The organism is Muricauda sp. SCSIO 64092 (assembly GCF_023016285.1).
Taxonomy (GTDB): Bacteria; Bacteroidota; Bacteroidia; order Flavobacteriales; family Flavobacteriaceae; genus Croceivirga.
In genome coordinates, this window is sequence record NZ_CP095413.1 from 3,292,501 (window position 1) to 3,305,926 (window position 13,426).

Below are 13,426 nucleotides of genomic sequence, written 5' to 3' on the forward strand. Positions count from 1 at the left end.
ACTAAAGCCTATCCATCATGAAACGAACAGTCCTTTTATTCCTCCTCACAATTTTTTCCATTGCATTCACAGTTGCCCAGGAATCCGATTATCAATTAGTGGCCAAAACCGTTAATTACTACCTGGAAGGGGGGACCAATAACGATTATGAAACCTTAAAGAAGGCTTTTCATGAAACCGCCACCATGAAATACATTACCAAAGAGGGGTATAAGGAGGTGAATGCCCTTGAATTTTTTTCGGGAATGGATGCCTCCAAACCCAAACAAAATCGAACAACAAAAATAGCGGACATTACAATTTCCGGACATGCGGCCAACGCTCGGTTGGAAATAGAGTATCCCACCTTTTCCTTCATTGATTTTATGAACCTTCTTAAAATTGATGGGGAGTGGAAAATTGTAAATAAGATTTTCTATCGTAAACCTGCCCTATCAGCAGCACAATAGTACCGTTTTCCAATTTTGGCTGGAGTGTTCTGGTTTTGGCAATGCCATTGGCAAGCACCGTACTTTTTATTTGAGGTTACCAACCCCCAGAGGCGCCACCGCCTCCAAAGCCACCACCTCCGAAGCCCCCACCAAAGCCTCCGGAGCCAAAACCACCTCCTGAAGATCCGCCTTTGTAGCCGCCTCTGCCCATATTGCTCAAAATGATCATATCCCAAATATCCAATCCCCTGCCACCCCGTCCTCCTCGGTTGTTTCGCCCACCTTTGTTCTTACGGCTGGCCAAAATCAAGAATATGACCAGGAAAACGATGAAGGGCAAAAGGGACTTCAATGGAAATTCCCGGCCATTACCAAAAGTCCGGTCTTCCTTGAACTGACCTGTCAATACCTGAAAAATGGCGTCCGTACCAGCATCCAAGCCCCCATAATAATCCCCTTGTTTAAATTCTGGGATGATAACTTGTTCAATAATACGTTTGCTCATGAAATCCGTTAGGAATTCTTCTACGCCATAACCCGTATTAATGGCAATTTTCCGGTCGTCCTTTGCCAACAAAATAAGGATGCCGTTATCTTCATCTGCTTGCCCTATTCCCCACTTTTGGCCCCATTGTGCACCCAGGAAGTTGATGTTTTCCCCTTCTGTTGAGCTAATAATGGCCACTACGATCTGTGTGGAGGTGCTATCGGAATATCGGATAAGTTTTTGCTCCAACTGCTTTTTTTCAGCAGCATTTAAAAGCGTTACATAATCGTACACACTGGTTTCCTTGTCCGGTTTGGGCGGAATTTGAAATTGTCCCCATCCCAAATAGGAGATAAGAAATAGGAAAACGGGAAATAGACATCGCCTAAGGAGTATCATAATGGGATAACCTATAGCGGAAGCAGTATTTCCGTCCTTCTTCACCAAGTTGGGAGGGAGCGGGGAAGTCCCTAGGGCTATTACGGAGAGGGGCCTAGCCTTTTGAAACTGCATCACTTAATTCATTGGTGTCCCCATGTTGCCAGGGGAAGTGTTCTTCCAATTCTTTTCCTGCTTTCAAAACGCCTTCAACGATGCCTTGCTTGAAATTTCCGTTTTTAAAATGGGAGGCAATGATATCTTTGGTGCTTTCCCAAAATCCCTTGGGCACGGCCCGATCAATACCCCGGTCCCCATAAATCACAAATCTCTTGTCGTTGACCGCCACGTAAAGGAGTACGCCGTTCCCATCCTTGGTATTGTCCATCTTTAAAAAGTGGAATACCTGCTGTGCCCGACTAAAATGGTCAATCCCCGCCGTGGCTTCAATATGTACTCGGATTTCCCCGGAGGTATTTTTTTCGGCCTCCAGAATAGCGTTCACAATTTCCTGCTCTTCTTCCATAGTGAGAAAAGCTTCTACTTTGGACATCATCAGTCGAAATTAAAGTCCACTTCCGGGGCATTTTCTGCACCAGAGTCCGATTTGAACAGTGCCAAGGCATCAAAACCGGCGATGTTAGCTATAATGTTGGTCGGAATCTTTTCAATCTTAATGTTGTAGTCTCCCGCCAGATCATTAAAACGGTTTCGCTCCACATTGATCCTATTTTCGGTGCCTTCCAATTGGGATTGCAGTTCCAGAAAGTTTTGATTTGCTTTCAAGTCGGGATACCGTTCCACCGTAACCAATAGTCGCGATAGTGCTGATGAAAGTCCTGATTGTGCCTCTTGGAACTGTGCCAATTTATCTGGAGTAAGATTGTTGATGTCTATGGTTGTGGAGGTCGCTTTTGCCCGCGCTTCAATGACATCCTTTAACGTACCCCGCTCAAAATCCGCAGCTCCCTGAACGGTCTTTACAAGGTTCCCAATAAGATCGCTCCTTCTCTGATAGGAACTTTCCACATTGGCCCATTGTTTGGTAGCCTGCCCTTTCATGTCAACTAGGGTATTATTGGTTCCCACATACCAGCTTCCCAGGAAAAATAGTAGAATGCCAATAACGATTAACGGAATTAACCACTTTTTCATTGTTCTTGTCTTTTTAGTGTTTACTGTGCGTATTGGATAAGTCTGTAACAGTGCCTATTTGTTACAGTTTATAGTTGTTCCTTGATTTTTATAAGTTCTGCTTTTACCCGTTGTAGCTTTTCAATGACCTCAAAATTGGAAAGGGTCTTGTGTTTTTCCTCCTTCAAGTGAATTTTGGCGCCCTCCAATGTAAAGCCACGTTCCTTGACCAGATGGTGGATGAGCTGAAGGTTTTTAATATCCTGGGGGGTGAACTTCCGGTTGCCCTTCGCATTTTTCTTGGGCTGTAGCACATCAAACTCCTTTTCCCAAAAACGAATAAGGGAGGTATTTACGCCAAAGGCCTTGGCAACTTCTCCAATTCCATAATAGCGTTTCTCAGGGAGTTCTACATGCATTAGTCAAGGGATTGATTCTCTTGGTTCGCAAACTTGAGCATATTCTCAAATTCTTCAGCGGTCAAACTTCCGTAGTAAAAGTTAATGGGATTAATTTTCTCACCGTCTTTCCAAACCTCATAGTGTAAGTGCGGTGCTTCGGAGCGTCCCGTATTCCCCACAAATCCAATGAGATCACCACGTTTGACCTTTTGCCCCCTGGAAACGTTGTACTTGCTCAAATGGGCATAAAGACTTAGATAGCCATACCCATGATCAATACGGATGTGCTTCCCGTAACCTGAAGATCGATTGTCCGCCCGGACCACTTTTCCATCTCCCGAGGCAAATATGGGGGTTCCCCTTGGGGCCGTAAAATCCATACCCTTGTGCATTTTACGGGCTTTGGTAAACGGATCGGTACGCCATCCAAATCCGGAAGCCATTCGGGTGAGATCCGCGTTTCGAACCGGCTGTATGGCAGGAATTGCCGCCAGGAGCTTTTCTTTCTCTTCGGCAAGCTTTGCAATTTCGTCCAATGATTTTGATTGAATGACCATTTGCTTTTGAATCACATCCAACCGCTTGGTAGCAGCAATAATAATCTCCGAATTGTTGAAACCTTCCAGGGATTTATAGCGATTGACCCCTCCAAATCCTGCACGTCTTTGTTCTTCGGGAATAGGGTTGGCCTCAAAGTACAATCGATAAATATTGTTATCACGATCTTCGATATTGGCGAGTACTTCCTCAATCTGCTGCATCTTCCTATCCAAAATTTCAAACTGGAGCTCATAATTCTGCACTTCGCGCTGTAACGAAAGCTCCTTTGGCGTGTTCACGAGGTTGGTATTCAAAAGAAAGATAAGCCCAAGGAAACCAAAGAGCGAGGCCCCTAAAACAAAAAAGGCAATATTTCGGTACTTTTTCGACTTTTTGGGTTCAATCTTCCGATATGAAAGTGTATCTGGGTCGTAATAGTACTTAACTTTAGACATGAAGGTAAATTATCCTATTTTTGGTCGTTCAATTAGGTAACAGACAAATATAAAAATTGTTTTGTATGGTCTGTTAAAATTAATTAAAGGTTAGCTCCCCATATGACATCCCAACAGATTAGAGAACAGTTTTTAAACTTTTTCAGATCCAAGCAACATCGTATTGTTCCCTCCGCCCCCATGGTGATGAAAAATGACCCAACATTGATGTTCACCAATGCTGGGATGAACCAGTTTAAGGAATACTTCCTGGGCATTTCCAAACCCAGTACAAACAGGGTGGCCGATACGCAAAAGTGCCTTAGGGTCAGTGGAAAGCACAACGATTTGGATGAAGTGGGCAAGGATACGTACCACCACACCATGTTCGAGATGTTGGGCAATTGGAGTTTTGGGGATTATTTTAAAAAGGAAGCCATTGCCTGGGCATGGGAATTGTTGACCGAAGTCTATAAAATAGATAAGGAAAACCTCTACGTATCGGTTTTTCAAGGGAGTGATGATGCCGATAACCTGGATATGGACCAAGAGGCTTTCAATTTTTGGAAAAAGATTATTCCTGAAGACCGCATACTTATGGGGGATAAAAAGGATAACTTTTGGGAGATGGGGGACCAAGGTCCCTGTGGACCGTGTTCCGAAATCCATGTGGATATCCGTTCCAAGGAAGAAAAGGCAAAGGTTTCAGGAGATCGGTTGGTCAACAAGGACCACCCCCAAGTGGTGGAAATTTGGAATTTGGTCTTTATCCAGTTCAACAGAAAGGCCAATGGGCAGTTGGAAGACCTTCCTGAAAAACATATTGATACGGGGATGGGCTTTGAACGCCTATGCATGGTATTGCAGGGAACACAGTCCAACTATGATACGGATGTGTTCACACCACTTATCCGGGAAATCGAAACCATTACCCTAAAGGAATACGGAAAGGATTCGGGAACCGATATTGCCATTCGTGTGGTGGCGGATCATGTTAGGGCCGTTTCTTTTGCCATTGCGGATGGGCAGTTGCCCAGCAACACCGGTGCAGGATATGTGATTCGAAGGATTCTGAGAAGGGCAATTCGCTATGGATTTACCTTTTTGGATACAAAAAACCCTTTTATCCATCGTTTGGTCAAGGTGCTGGGGGAACAAATGGGTGGGACATTTCCTGAACTGAAAGAGCAAAGGCAGTTGATTGAAAATGTCATTAAGGAAGAGGAAAGCTCATTTCTGAGTACGCTGGAGCAGGGATTGGTGTTGTTGGATTCGGTCATCAAATCCACCAATGGAAAAACGGTGGATGGATTTAAGGCCTTTGAACTTTATGACACCTTTGGTTTCCCAATTGACCTTACATCCTTGATACTTGAAGAGAAAGGGTACGGGTTGGACATGGAAGGGTTCAATAAGGCCCTACAAGCGCAAAAGGATCGATCGCGTGCGGCTTCCGAAACCAGCAAGGACGATTGGACGGTTCTACATAAGGATTCGGAACAGGAGTTTGTGGGGTATGATGTTTTGGAGCTCGATGTGAAGTTGGTCAAATACCGAAAGATCAGTTCCAAAAAAGAGGGCGACCGTTATCAATTGGTTTTTGATAGTACCCCATTTTATGCGGAAGGTGGCGGACAGGTTGGGGATAAAGGGTATTTGGAAGCCCCCAATGGGGATGTTACCTATATTGTGGACACCAAAAAAGAGAATAACGAGATTGTTCATTTTTCGGAGACCCTTCCCAAGGGTTTACATGCCGTTTTCAAAGCATCGGTGGACCAAAAACAGCGACAGCGAACGGCAAGCAACCATACAGCAACACATTTATTGCACCAGGCACTAAGGGAAGTTTTGGGGAAACATGTGGAGCAGAAAGGTTCTGCGGTGCATTCCAAGTACCTTCGGTTCGACTTTTCCCATTTTGCAAAGTTGACCGTGGATGAACTACGGGAGGTGGAGAATTTTGTCAATGCCAGAATTGATGGACATCTGCCCCTGGAAGAACAGCGCAATATCCCCATGTCCGAAGCTTTGGAACAAGGGGCTATGGCCTTGTTTGGGGAAAAGTATGGCGATGCCGTTCGAACGGTACGTTTTGGAAAATCCATTGAACTGTGCGGTGGTACCCATGTAAAGAATACCGGGGACATTTGGCATTTCAAAATCGTATCGGAAGGTGCTGTGGCTGCGGGTATTCGAAGAATTGAAGCCATTACCCTGGATGCCGTCAAAGACTTTTATTTCAGCAATAACCGACAATTGTTTGAAATTAGGGATCTGCTCAACAATACAAAAGAGCCGGTAAAGGCAGTGGCTTTGCTTCAGGAGGAAAACAACCAGTTAAAAAAGCAGGTGGAACAGTTGCTTAAGGAAAAGGCCAGGGGACTAAAATCAGAATTGCTCAATGGACTATCTGAGATTGATGGGGTTAAATTCCTGGCCAGGAAAGTAGATTTGGATGCCGGTGGAATGAAGGATCTATTGTTTGAAATGGGCAACGTAAAAACCAATCTATTTGTACTCTTGGCTGCCGAAAAAGATGGAAAGGCACTACTTTCCTGTTATATCTCCAAGGATTTGGCCTTTGAAAAAGGTTTGAATGCGGGAGGTATTGTTCGGGAATTGGGCAAATACATCCAAGGGGGAGGTGGCGGACAGCCCTTCTTTGCTACTGCGGGAGGTAAAAATCCAGGAGGCATTCCTGAAGCTTTGGAGAAAGCAAAGGAGTATGTTATGTAATGGACATGAAGAGGATCAGGATACGAAATTTGAACTTGAAGTATATATTGGGTGAAATCCTCTTAATTTTCATCGGGATCAATCTGGCCATATGGTTCAATAATTGGAATACTTCCAATGAAATCAGTAAAAACAAGGCGGTTGCCATTACCAAAATCGAAGGTGAACTAAAAAACAATCTTGAAGAACTCTTAAATAGTAGGGCAGATAACAAAAGAATACCTGAATTTATTGATGCGTATAAGGAGCTTTCTTCCGATGATAGTGGAACAGTAGTAATGACCACTGGGGAAATGAAGGTTTTTCAAAGCAAGTATTCCAGTTTTTATAAGCTATTGGATTCGATCCAAAAGGGGGATGACCTTTATGAGTATAAAGGTGACACCTACATCAATCTGGAGATTGCAACACTTAGTGAAATAGCCTGGGATACTTCAAAGGCCACAGGAATTTTCGGTGATTTTAGTTTTGATTGCCTGTATGAATTGGAGAGCACCTATAATCTCCAGAATTTGGTGGCCGATGAATTTCAGAAAGTGGTTGAGGCATTACAGCGGGATTCCATAGAAAAATTGTTGAAGGCTTTGGAGTTTGTAAGCCAATTGGAGCAGCAATTGGAAAAGCGGTACAACAAGGTGCTGTTGAACCTGGAAAACTGTAAATGATAATTTGTTAAGCGTTAAATTCCAATTTTCAGATGAAAAAGGTTCTGGCAGGAGCACTTATAGCCTTAACAACGGTACTGATTTATAGGTCATGTGCCGAGTACAAATCCACGGAGACCATCCTTCAGGAAAATTCGATGCTGATTCAGGAACAGATCAAAAGTGTATCCAAATTGATTGTTACCGAAGGACACTTTGCCGAGGTTTACAATTATGCGGACTCCAAAGAGCTTTTCGGTCCCTTGGTCACTGCAGACAAAAAGGCTTTGGTGGTCGTGAATGCTAAAGTGATCATTAGTTATGATTTAAAGGACATTGACTTTGAAATTGACGGGGAACACAAGGTAGTGGAACTAAGGAACATTCCAGAACCTGAAATTACCATTAACCCAGATTTTGAGTACTACGATGTTTCTGCGGATTACTTCAATCCTTTTGGCGCTGAGGATTATAATTTGATCAAACAAAATGTCAATGCTTCCCTACTAAAAAAAGTTGAGGCCTCAACCTTACGTTCAAACGCACAAAACCGTTTGCTTTCCGAACTTTCCAAGCTTTTGGTGTTGACCGATTCCATGGGATGGACATTGACCTACAACGAAAGACCAGTGGTGAACTTTGAACAGTTAGGATTGTTTCATTAAGGCTTTATTGGCAAGTTCCAGCCCATCATCTATTAAACGGCCTACTTTGGGCCTGTTCCGTTTAACCTTTTCCAGATGCTCCTCAATGTCATTGGCCAAGGCCTTTCTGTTGCCTTGTAATGCCAATTCATAAAGCTCCACGGGCAGCAACCAATCATTGGGAAAATGCAATTTAAACTCTTCAAAAAGTTTTCCCCTGGAAGTGTAGGTGTTTTTCCCTTCCCTGTAATCCCGCACCTGTCTGTAGTAGGTCTCCAATCTGATCAAATCGGAATCCCTGTTCTTTTTAATGGTAGTTTCGGTAAGCTCATGGGAGATGAGGTTAAAGCTTTTTAAGTCCGCAGGCCCATTAAAGGCCGATACTATTTTTTCCCCAACAGCCATATGGTACAGCCCCCATTCGGGGAGGAATAGAATGGTGTCATCATGGGTAACCTTACATTCCTTAAAAGTGATGAGGATGATTTCCCCTTTAAGGTTTCGGGTTCCCGTAACAATTTCACCCGCTACCCTTACCCCGCCTTCAAACTCCAGGGTGATGCGTTCCCCTTCAAAAATGTTATACGCCTTTAAGTCCCTGGGGCTCATGTCCTCAATGGCCAAATTGATACCCTTCAGTTTGCCCACTGGGGAACCAAAACCTTCCGGGTGCTGCTCCACGCCATGGCCCACCAGTTCCTTTTCCCGATACGATAGTGCCGTTGGCCCTACGGTACGGAGATATATGGGTTTTCCATCCTTTTCAATAATGTTGTTGAAGCATCCCGATATTTGCAGTCCCGTGCTCAACTCTGCTGTGCCAAGGGCTTTGGAGGTTACCAATTTTTGGACCCCTTTTAATCCCCCGGTACGTAAGGCCATGGTGTTCGCAAAATCCTCCAATACCTGACTTAAATGCGCGAAATTTGGGGTTACAAAAAGTTGGGGTTGCGGTTTTGTAATGTCAAAGGAAGTATGCGCTGCTTCCATGGTATAGGGTATTTTTTTTACCTGGTCTGTCATGCACCAGGTACTTTCACCGATAGAGGAGAGTAGTCCTGCCCCGTAGATTTTGGGGTTGTCCAGTTCACCGATCAATCCGTATTCCACGGTCCACCAATGCAGGTTTCTGATCAATGCCATTTCACTTGGTATCCCCATGTTCTCTTGGAGATGCTCAATCTTTTTTTCTGCTTTCCCGATCTCTTCCCGGGGTGTCCCTTCCGCTTCCTTAATTATGGAAAGATGACGAACGGCGTCATATAGTTCGTAATCCATGGCACTGGAGATGGCTTTGGCCCCAATTTCCCCAAATCGCCTTAAATATTCCGCATACTCCGGATTGGCTATGATGGGGGCATGTCCCGCACCTTCATGGATGATATCGGGAGCTGGGGTGTATTCTATGTTTTCCAACTGCCTAATGTCCGAGGCAATGACCAATACATTGTAGGCTTGGAACTCCATGAAGGCAGATGGTGGAATAAAACCATCAACCGCGACGGCGGCCCATCCTATTTCCTTTAGAATGCGGTTCATGCCGTACATATTGGGAATATGATCTATGGATATGCCCGTTTTTTGTAGTCCTTCCACATAGGATTTATGGGCTACCTTGCTCAAATAGTCAACATTCTTGCGCATTACGTACCTCCAAACTGCTTGATCTACGGGAGTGTATTCATCATAGTTTTGGGGTTTGATGTATTGTCTTAAGTGCTCTGGTAGTTTATCCAATACTGGATTGCTTTCATATGCTGTTTCCATAGTTTATTATCATTCTGAACTGTTGTGCTTCATACGTTGGCGTGAAAGAGGAGCCTCTATTCTGTGGCCCGTGCAATCATAGAACTCCGCCATGGTAAAGGCCTGTGGGGATGCTCCGTTTTGTTCCAGGAATTCCAGTTTCTCCTTTGCCATATCCAAGGTGGGCAACTCCCCCTTGGGCAACCACCATAGTACAAATTGGGATGGGCCCTTTACATCGAACCATTTTTTTTTATTCCGTAAAAAATAGCTGTGCACTGAACCATAAACGAAAGCTTTAAAGGCATCCACGTCTTCCCAAAGACTAATGTTTACGGCCATGTTTTCATCCTTAAAGGGGGATTGGATATAGGAGGCCGGCCTTCCCTGGTTGTCTTTCAAACGCCAAACAAAACCAGGACTCTCTTCTGCAAATTTGTTGACGGGCTCTAAAAAGTCCACAAATTCCTTCATTATGGGATGGTCCAATTGAGCTTTAAAACGAGCAATATTGGCTTGGGCCAAATAGTATTCCATTGCATTCCAGGTCTTACCCTAAAGATAAAAAGATTGTACGCAATAGGCTTAACGTATTGGGTGGAAAATCGATTATTAAAATGAAAACGAAGAACCTATCGCCCCATGACCACAATAAACACTCAAACAAAACATCGGGGGCAGTAGATTCTTCGCTTTACTATAAGGTTTCAAAAGGCCTTAAAGGCCATTTGCCGCAATTTCCCGATTCGGGGGATACTCTTCCAATATCTCAGAAACGAACTTTCGTATACGGTCTTCTTTTTTGTCTATGTTTTTGGTGTTGTTCAATGTGCCAACACCGCGTCCTTGCCATACCAGTTCTTTATTGTTGGCATCGATAAGGTCAATATATAACGAGCCTTCGGTGCGGGTGGAAACATTTGGACCCCAGCCTCCGCCCCAGCCCCATCCAGGACCCCAGATCCAAGGGTTCCAACCCCAGCCGCCCCAGCCCCAGCCGCCCCAGCCAATTCCTCCCCAACCCCAACCAAAGTTGTTGTTGTAGACATCTACCTGTTCGCGTTCCTTGGTAAAGATGCTTACCAGAATATCTGGGTTTCGGGATTTGGTGAAGCCCCTATTGGCCATTTCGGTTTCAATGGCTTTTAGAATGCGTTTTTTGTCCAAATCGGATATTTGGGCCCTATCAATGCCCGTCTTGTAAAAGGCATAGGTCCTATATTCATTAAAATTCACTTGCCTATCATAATCGGCAATGACCTGTACCGTTGAACAGGAGGTTAGAAATAGTAGTAGTACTAAGGGTAAGGTAAGTAGTTTTATCTTTTTCATAGCATAATTTTTTTGAGTTAAACCGAAAGCGAACTTTTCTTAAACCACCACAAATATTATGCCGAAAACCAAGCTATTCCTGGCGATTAGTCTTTTTGTTGTAGCCGTAAGGGCAATGTCTACATCCACTCTCACAGCAATACCCCCGTTTTAAGTGGTACTGTTCCGTAAATACCCTGTAACCCTCGGGTGAAAGATAGTAATCCCCTTCTTCAACGGGTACGTACTTCTTCATTTAGCTTATCCTTGCTATTCTCAAAGTTACACTAAGTTACACTTCAAATGGCGTATTTTAAAGGATTTTAAGGACTTCTTAGGGTTTCATCCAAAATAATGGTCGTTAAACCTGGTTTATTCCGTTGGGAAAAAGAAAAAAGTATATTTGTTTACCCCACCATCAAGATAGGTTCATAAAAGGAACTGAAATATGATATTGGTTTTTAGACATTTCTTTAGGAAAAACTACGTGGGTCTTACCCTTTGGCCCTTTATTATTGTAAAAGAAGATAGCCATAAAGATGATGTGGTGCTCATTAACCATGAGAAAATCCATCTAAAACAGCAGTTGGAACTATTGGTAGTACCCTTTTATTTTTGGTATATTTTGGAGTGGGTGGTGCGGACCTTTCTGTATTTGGATAGCTACAGGGCCTATCAAAACATCAGCTTTGAACGGGAGGCCTATGCCAACGAAATGGATTTGGGCTATACGGACAGGAGAAAACCCTATAGCTTTCTAAACTATATTTTTAGACCGTAATTGAACCATGTCCCCAATCAGCAGATTGCCCTTCCTTTACTTTTCGAAAAGCAGGTAACCCTTGCCGTGAAACGGGAAGACCTTCTTCATCCCGTTATTTCGGGAAACAAGTATCGTAAGCTAAAGTATAATCTTCAAAGGGCCAAAGCACAAAATTTTGATGTACTGCTCACCTTTGGTGGAGCCTTCTCCAACCATATTGCTGCGGTGGCCTGTGCCGGAAAAGAGTATGGTTTTGGGACCATTGGGGTAATACGTGGAGAAGAGCTCAAAAAGGGTTGGGGGACCAATCCCACATTGAAACTGGCCTCCGAATATGGCATGCGATTTCATTTTGTAAGTAGGGAAGCGTACCGAACCAAAGATGATAGGTCCTTTGTTCGAAAACTACAAATGGAATATGGGGATTTTTACCTATTCCCAGAGGGCGGTACAAATGCCTTGGCCGTAAAGGGCTGCGAGGAAATTTTGACACAGGGCGATACGGAATTTGATATCATTGCCACCTGTGTGGGCACCGGGGGTACGATGGCTGGACTTATCAATGCAACCGCAGCACATCAACAAGTTTTGGGCTTCCCCGCCTTAAAAGGTGATTTTTTAATCGATTCCATTCGTAAATTTGTGACCAAACCCAATTGGAAATTGATTACTGATTACCATTTTGGGGGATATGCCAAGGTGACCCCTGAGCTTATTGCAAGCATCAATACGTTTAAGGAACAAACAGGGATTGCTTCCGATCCCGTATATACGGGAAAGCTATTTTTTGGTCTGCTGGATATGATTGCGAACAATCAGTTTAAGGCGGGGACCAAGATTTTGGCCATCCATACAGGGGGTTTACAAGGAATCTTTGGCATGAACGAGGTACTGAAAAAGAAGAATTTACCGTTAATCAATCTATGATTACACGTTTTTTAGGCACTATTGCCATTTTGTTTTTAGTAGGGTGCGGCGCAAAAAAGCGTACTGCCCGCGCGGTGAAGCAGGAACCGAGGAAAAAGGTGGTGTATACCCCCAATACAGGAATTGAATCCACTAAGTTCAAGACATCGGAATTGTATCCATTACCTGCAGACCCTGGCTTTTTTAAAAAGTTTCCAATTGCATCCACCCAGGATTACATCGGGGAATTTGCCCAAATAGCGCAATACGAAATGCGGGCTTTTGGTATCCCGGCCAGTATTACCCTGGCCCAGGGGATTTTGGAGAGTGGCTCGGGTAGGGGGGAACTTACCCAAAAGACCAATAATCATTTTGGGATAAAATGTCACAGTGGATGGCAAGGGGATTATGATTTCCATGATGATGATGCCAAAGGGGAGTGTTTTCGAAAGTACAACCATCCCATGTTTTCGTTTCGGGATCATAGTATCTTTTTGGCATCACGTTCGCGTTATCGGTTTTTGTTCAATTACCGCAGGGACGACTATAAGAAGTGGGCCCATGGTTTAAAAAAAGCAGGGTATGCCACCGATAAGAAATACCCCCAAAAATTGATTGCCCTGATCGATCGGTACAATCTGGACAAATTTGATGAGGCAGTTATGGATGAAGGCCTGGAAACTGTTCGCAAAACGAAGGATTATGAGGTTTTTACCCATGTAGTGCAAAAAGGGGACACCCTTTATGGCATATCAAAGAAGTATGCGGTTTCCGTGCAGGAAATCATGCAATTGAACAATCTAAAAAACACCAACATAGCCATTGGGCAAGTGCTCAATTTAAGGAAGGTAAAGTCAAAATAGGAGAG

The 13,426-nt window shown here is 43.9% G+C and carries 16 protein-coding genes; 7 read left to right on the forward strand and 9 right to left on the reverse strand.

Annotated elements, in window-relative coordinates:
• The first annotated feature begins 17 nt into the window (after positions 1-17).
• A complete protein-coding gene (locus tag L0P88_RS13920; protein ID WP_247130530.1) occupies positions 18-449 on the forward strand; it encodes a nuclear transport factor 2 family protein in 432 nt (143 codons plus the stop codon).
• Positions 450-525: 76 nt separating this feature from the next.
• On the opposite strand, the gene L0P88_RS13925 is transcribed toward L0P88_RS13920, so the two are convergent.
• The 5 genes from L0P88_RS13925 to L0P88_RS13945 all read right to left on the reverse strand — a co-directional run bounded on the left by L0P88_RS13925 (position 526) and on the right by L0P88_RS13945 (position 3,826).
• Entirely contained in the window at positions 526-1,317 is a 792-nt protein-coding gene (locus L0P88_RS13925; RefSeq protein ID WP_247134875.1) for a TPM domain-containing protein, read from the reverse strand.
• Between the two features lie 94 nt (positions 1,318-1,411).
• Positions 1,412-1,849 carry a TPM domain-containing protein gene (locus L0P88_RS13930; RefSeq protein ID WP_247134876.1) on the reverse strand — a complete coding sequence of 146 codons (438 nt, stop codon included), beginning with the start codon at positions 1,847-1,849 and terminating at the stop codon, positions 1,412-1,414.
• A 2-nt stretch (positions 1,850-1,851) separates the two neighbouring features.
• On the reverse strand, positions 1,852-2,451 hold the full coding sequence (locus L0P88_RS13935) for a LemA family protein (protein ID WP_247130531.1): 600 nt from the start codon (positions 2,449-2,451) through the stop codon (positions 1,852-1,854).
• Between the two features lie 68 nt (positions 2,452-2,519).
• Positions 2,520-2,849, reverse strand: coding sequence for a MerR family transcriptional regulator (locus L0P88_RS13940; protein WP_158775708.1), 330 nt, complete (start codon positions 2,847-2,849; stop codon positions 2,520-2,522).
• Complete coding sequence (locus L0P88_RS13945; RefSeq protein WP_247130532.1) at positions 2,849-3,826, reverse strand: M23 family metallopeptidase; 978 nt, start codon at positions 3,824-3,826, stop codon at positions 2,849-2,851. Before L0P88_RS13945 ends, L0P88_RS13940 begins: the two co-directional genes overlap by 1 nt.
• A gap of 102 nt (positions 3,827-3,928) precedes the next feature.
• On the opposite strand from L0P88_RS13945, the gene alaS reads away from it, so the two are divergent.
• The 3 genes from alaS to L0P88_RS13960 are packed head-to-tail and all read left to right on the forward strand — an operon-like array spanning position 3,929 to position 7,853.
• Entirely contained in the window at positions 3,929-6,544 is a 2,616-nt protein-coding gene (alaS, locus tag L0P88_RS13950) for an alanine--tRNA ligase (RefSeq protein WP_247130533.1), read from the forward strand.
• 35 nt (positions 6,545-6,579) lie between these two features.
• Entirely contained in the window at positions 6,580-7,209 is a 630-nt protein-coding gene (locus L0P88_RS13955) for a hypothetical protein (protein WP_247130534.1), read from the forward strand.
• 32 nt (positions 7,210-7,241) lie between these two features.
• Positions 7,242-7,853: a DUF4230 domain-containing protein gene (locus tag L0P88_RS13960; protein ID WP_247130535.1), complete on the forward strand. Its 612-nt coding sequence runs from the start codon at positions 7,242-7,244 to the stop codon at positions 7,851-7,853.
• On the opposite strand, the gene L0P88_RS13965 is transcribed toward L0P88_RS13960, so the two are convergent.
• The 4 genes from L0P88_RS13965 to L0P88_RS13980 all read right to left on the reverse strand — a co-directional run bounded on the left by L0P88_RS13965 (position 7,836) and on the right by L0P88_RS13980 (position 11,145).
• Positions 7,836-9,599, reverse strand: coding sequence for an aromatic amino acid hydroxylase (locus L0P88_RS13965; protein ID WP_247130536.1), 1,764 nt, complete (start codon positions 9,597-9,599; stop codon positions 7,836-7,838). The genes L0P88_RS13960 and L0P88_RS13965 overlap by 18 nt on opposite strands.
• A 9-nt stretch (positions 9,600-9,608) precedes the next feature.
• Entirely contained in the window at positions 9,609-10,115 is a 507-nt protein-coding gene (locus L0P88_RS13970) for a DUF3291 domain-containing protein (protein WP_247130537.1), read from the reverse strand.
• A gap of 180 nt (positions 10,116-10,295) precedes the next feature.
• Positions 10,296-10,910 (reverse strand): DUF4136 domain-containing protein, encoded by a 615-nt coding sequence (locus tag L0P88_RS13975; protein ID WP_247130538.1) that lies wholly within the window; start codon positions 10,908-10,910, stop codon positions 10,296-10,298.
• Between the two features lie 73 nt (positions 10,911-10,983).
• On the reverse strand, positions 10,984-11,145 hold the full coding sequence (locus tag L0P88_RS13980; protein WP_158775700.1) for a DUF5522 domain-containing protein: 162 nt from the start codon (positions 11,143-11,145) through the stop codon (positions 10,984-10,986).
• Positions 11,146-11,337: 192 nt separating this feature from the next.
• Here L0P88_RS13980 and L0P88_RS13985 point away from each other — a divergent pair, with 192 nt between their 5' ends.
• The 3 genes from L0P88_RS13985 to L0P88_RS13995 are packed head-to-tail and all read left to right on the forward strand — an operon-like array spanning position 11,338 to position 13,421.
• Positions 11,338-11,670, forward strand: coding sequence for a hypothetical protein (locus L0P88_RS13985; protein WP_247130539.1), 333 nt, complete (start codon positions 11,338-11,340; stop codon positions 11,668-11,670).
• Positions 11,671-12,579 carry a 1-aminocyclopropane-1-carboxylate deaminase/D-cysteine desulfhydrase gene (locus tag L0P88_RS13990; protein WP_247130540.1) on the forward strand — a complete coding sequence of 303 codons (909 nt, stop codon included), beginning with the start codon at positions 11,671-11,673 and terminating at the stop codon, positions 12,577-12,579.
• On the forward strand, positions 12,576-13,421 hold the full coding sequence (locus L0P88_RS13995) for a glucosaminidase domain-containing protein (protein WP_247130541.1): 846 nt from the start codon (positions 12,576-12,578) through the stop codon (positions 13,419-13,421). Before L0P88_RS13990 ends, L0P88_RS13995 begins: the two co-directional genes overlap by 4 nt.
• Positions 13,422-13,426: the final 5 nt, after the last annotated feature.

What these genes read in the sequence shown, in the direction of transcription:
- L0P88_RS13920 (WP_247130530.1), top strand. Translation starts at nt 18, where the DNA reads ATGAAACGAACAGTCCTTTTATTCCTCCTCACAATTTTTTCCATTGCA.
- L0P88_RS13925 (WP_247134875.1), bottom strand. Translation starts at nt 1,317, where the DNA reads ATGATACTCCTTAGGCGATGTCTATTTCCCGTTTTCCTATTTCTTATC.
- L0P88_RS13930 (WP_247134876.1), bottom strand. Translation starts at nt 1,849, where the DNA reads ATGTCCAAAGTAGAAGCTTTTCTCACTATGGAAGAAGAGCAGGAAATT.
- L0P88_RS13935 (WP_247130531.1), bottom strand. Translation starts at nt 2,451, where the DNA reads ATGAAAAAGTGGTTAATTCCGTTAATCGTTATTGGCATTCTACTATTT.
- L0P88_RS13940 (WP_158775708.1), bottom strand. Translation starts at nt 2,849, where the DNA reads ATGCATGTAGAACTCCCTGAGAAACGCTATTATGGAATTGGAGAAGTT.
- L0P88_RS13945 (WP_247130532.1), bottom strand. Translation starts at nt 3,826, where the DNA reads ATGTCTAAAGTTAAGTACTATTACGACCCAGATACACTTTCATATCGG.
- alaS (WP_247130533.1), top strand. Translation starts at nt 3,929, where the DNA reads ATGACATCCCAACAGATTAGAGAACAGTTTTTAAACTTTTTCAGATCC.
- L0P88_RS13960 (WP_247130535.1), top strand. Translation starts at nt 7,242, where the DNA reads ATGAAAAAGGTTCTGGCAGGAGCACTTATAGCCTTAACAACGGTACTG.
- L0P88_RS13965 (WP_247130536.1), bottom strand. Translation starts at nt 9,599, where the DNA reads ATGGAAACAGCATATGAAAGCAATCCAGTATTGGATAAACTACCAGAG.
- L0P88_RS13970 (WP_247130537.1), bottom strand. Translation starts at nt 10,115, where the DNA reads ATGGAATACTATTTGGCCCAAGCCAATATTGCTCGTTTTAAAGCTCAA.
- L0P88_RS13975 (WP_247130538.1), bottom strand. Translation starts at nt 10,910, where the DNA reads ATGAAAAAGATAAAACTACTTACCTTACCCTTAGTACTACTACTATTT.
- L0P88_RS13980 (WP_158775700.1), bottom strand. Translation starts at nt 11,145, where the DNA reads ATGAAGAAGTACGTACCCGTTGAAGAAGGGGATTACTATCTTTCACCC.
- L0P88_RS13985 (WP_247130539.1), top strand. Translation starts at nt 11,338, where the DNA reads ATGATATTGGTTTTTAGACATTTCTTTAGGAAAAACTACGTGGGTCTT.
- L0P88_RS13995 (WP_247130541.1), top strand. Translation starts at nt 12,576, where the DNA reads ATGATTACACGTTTTTTAGGCACTATTGCCATTTTGTTTTTAGTAGGG.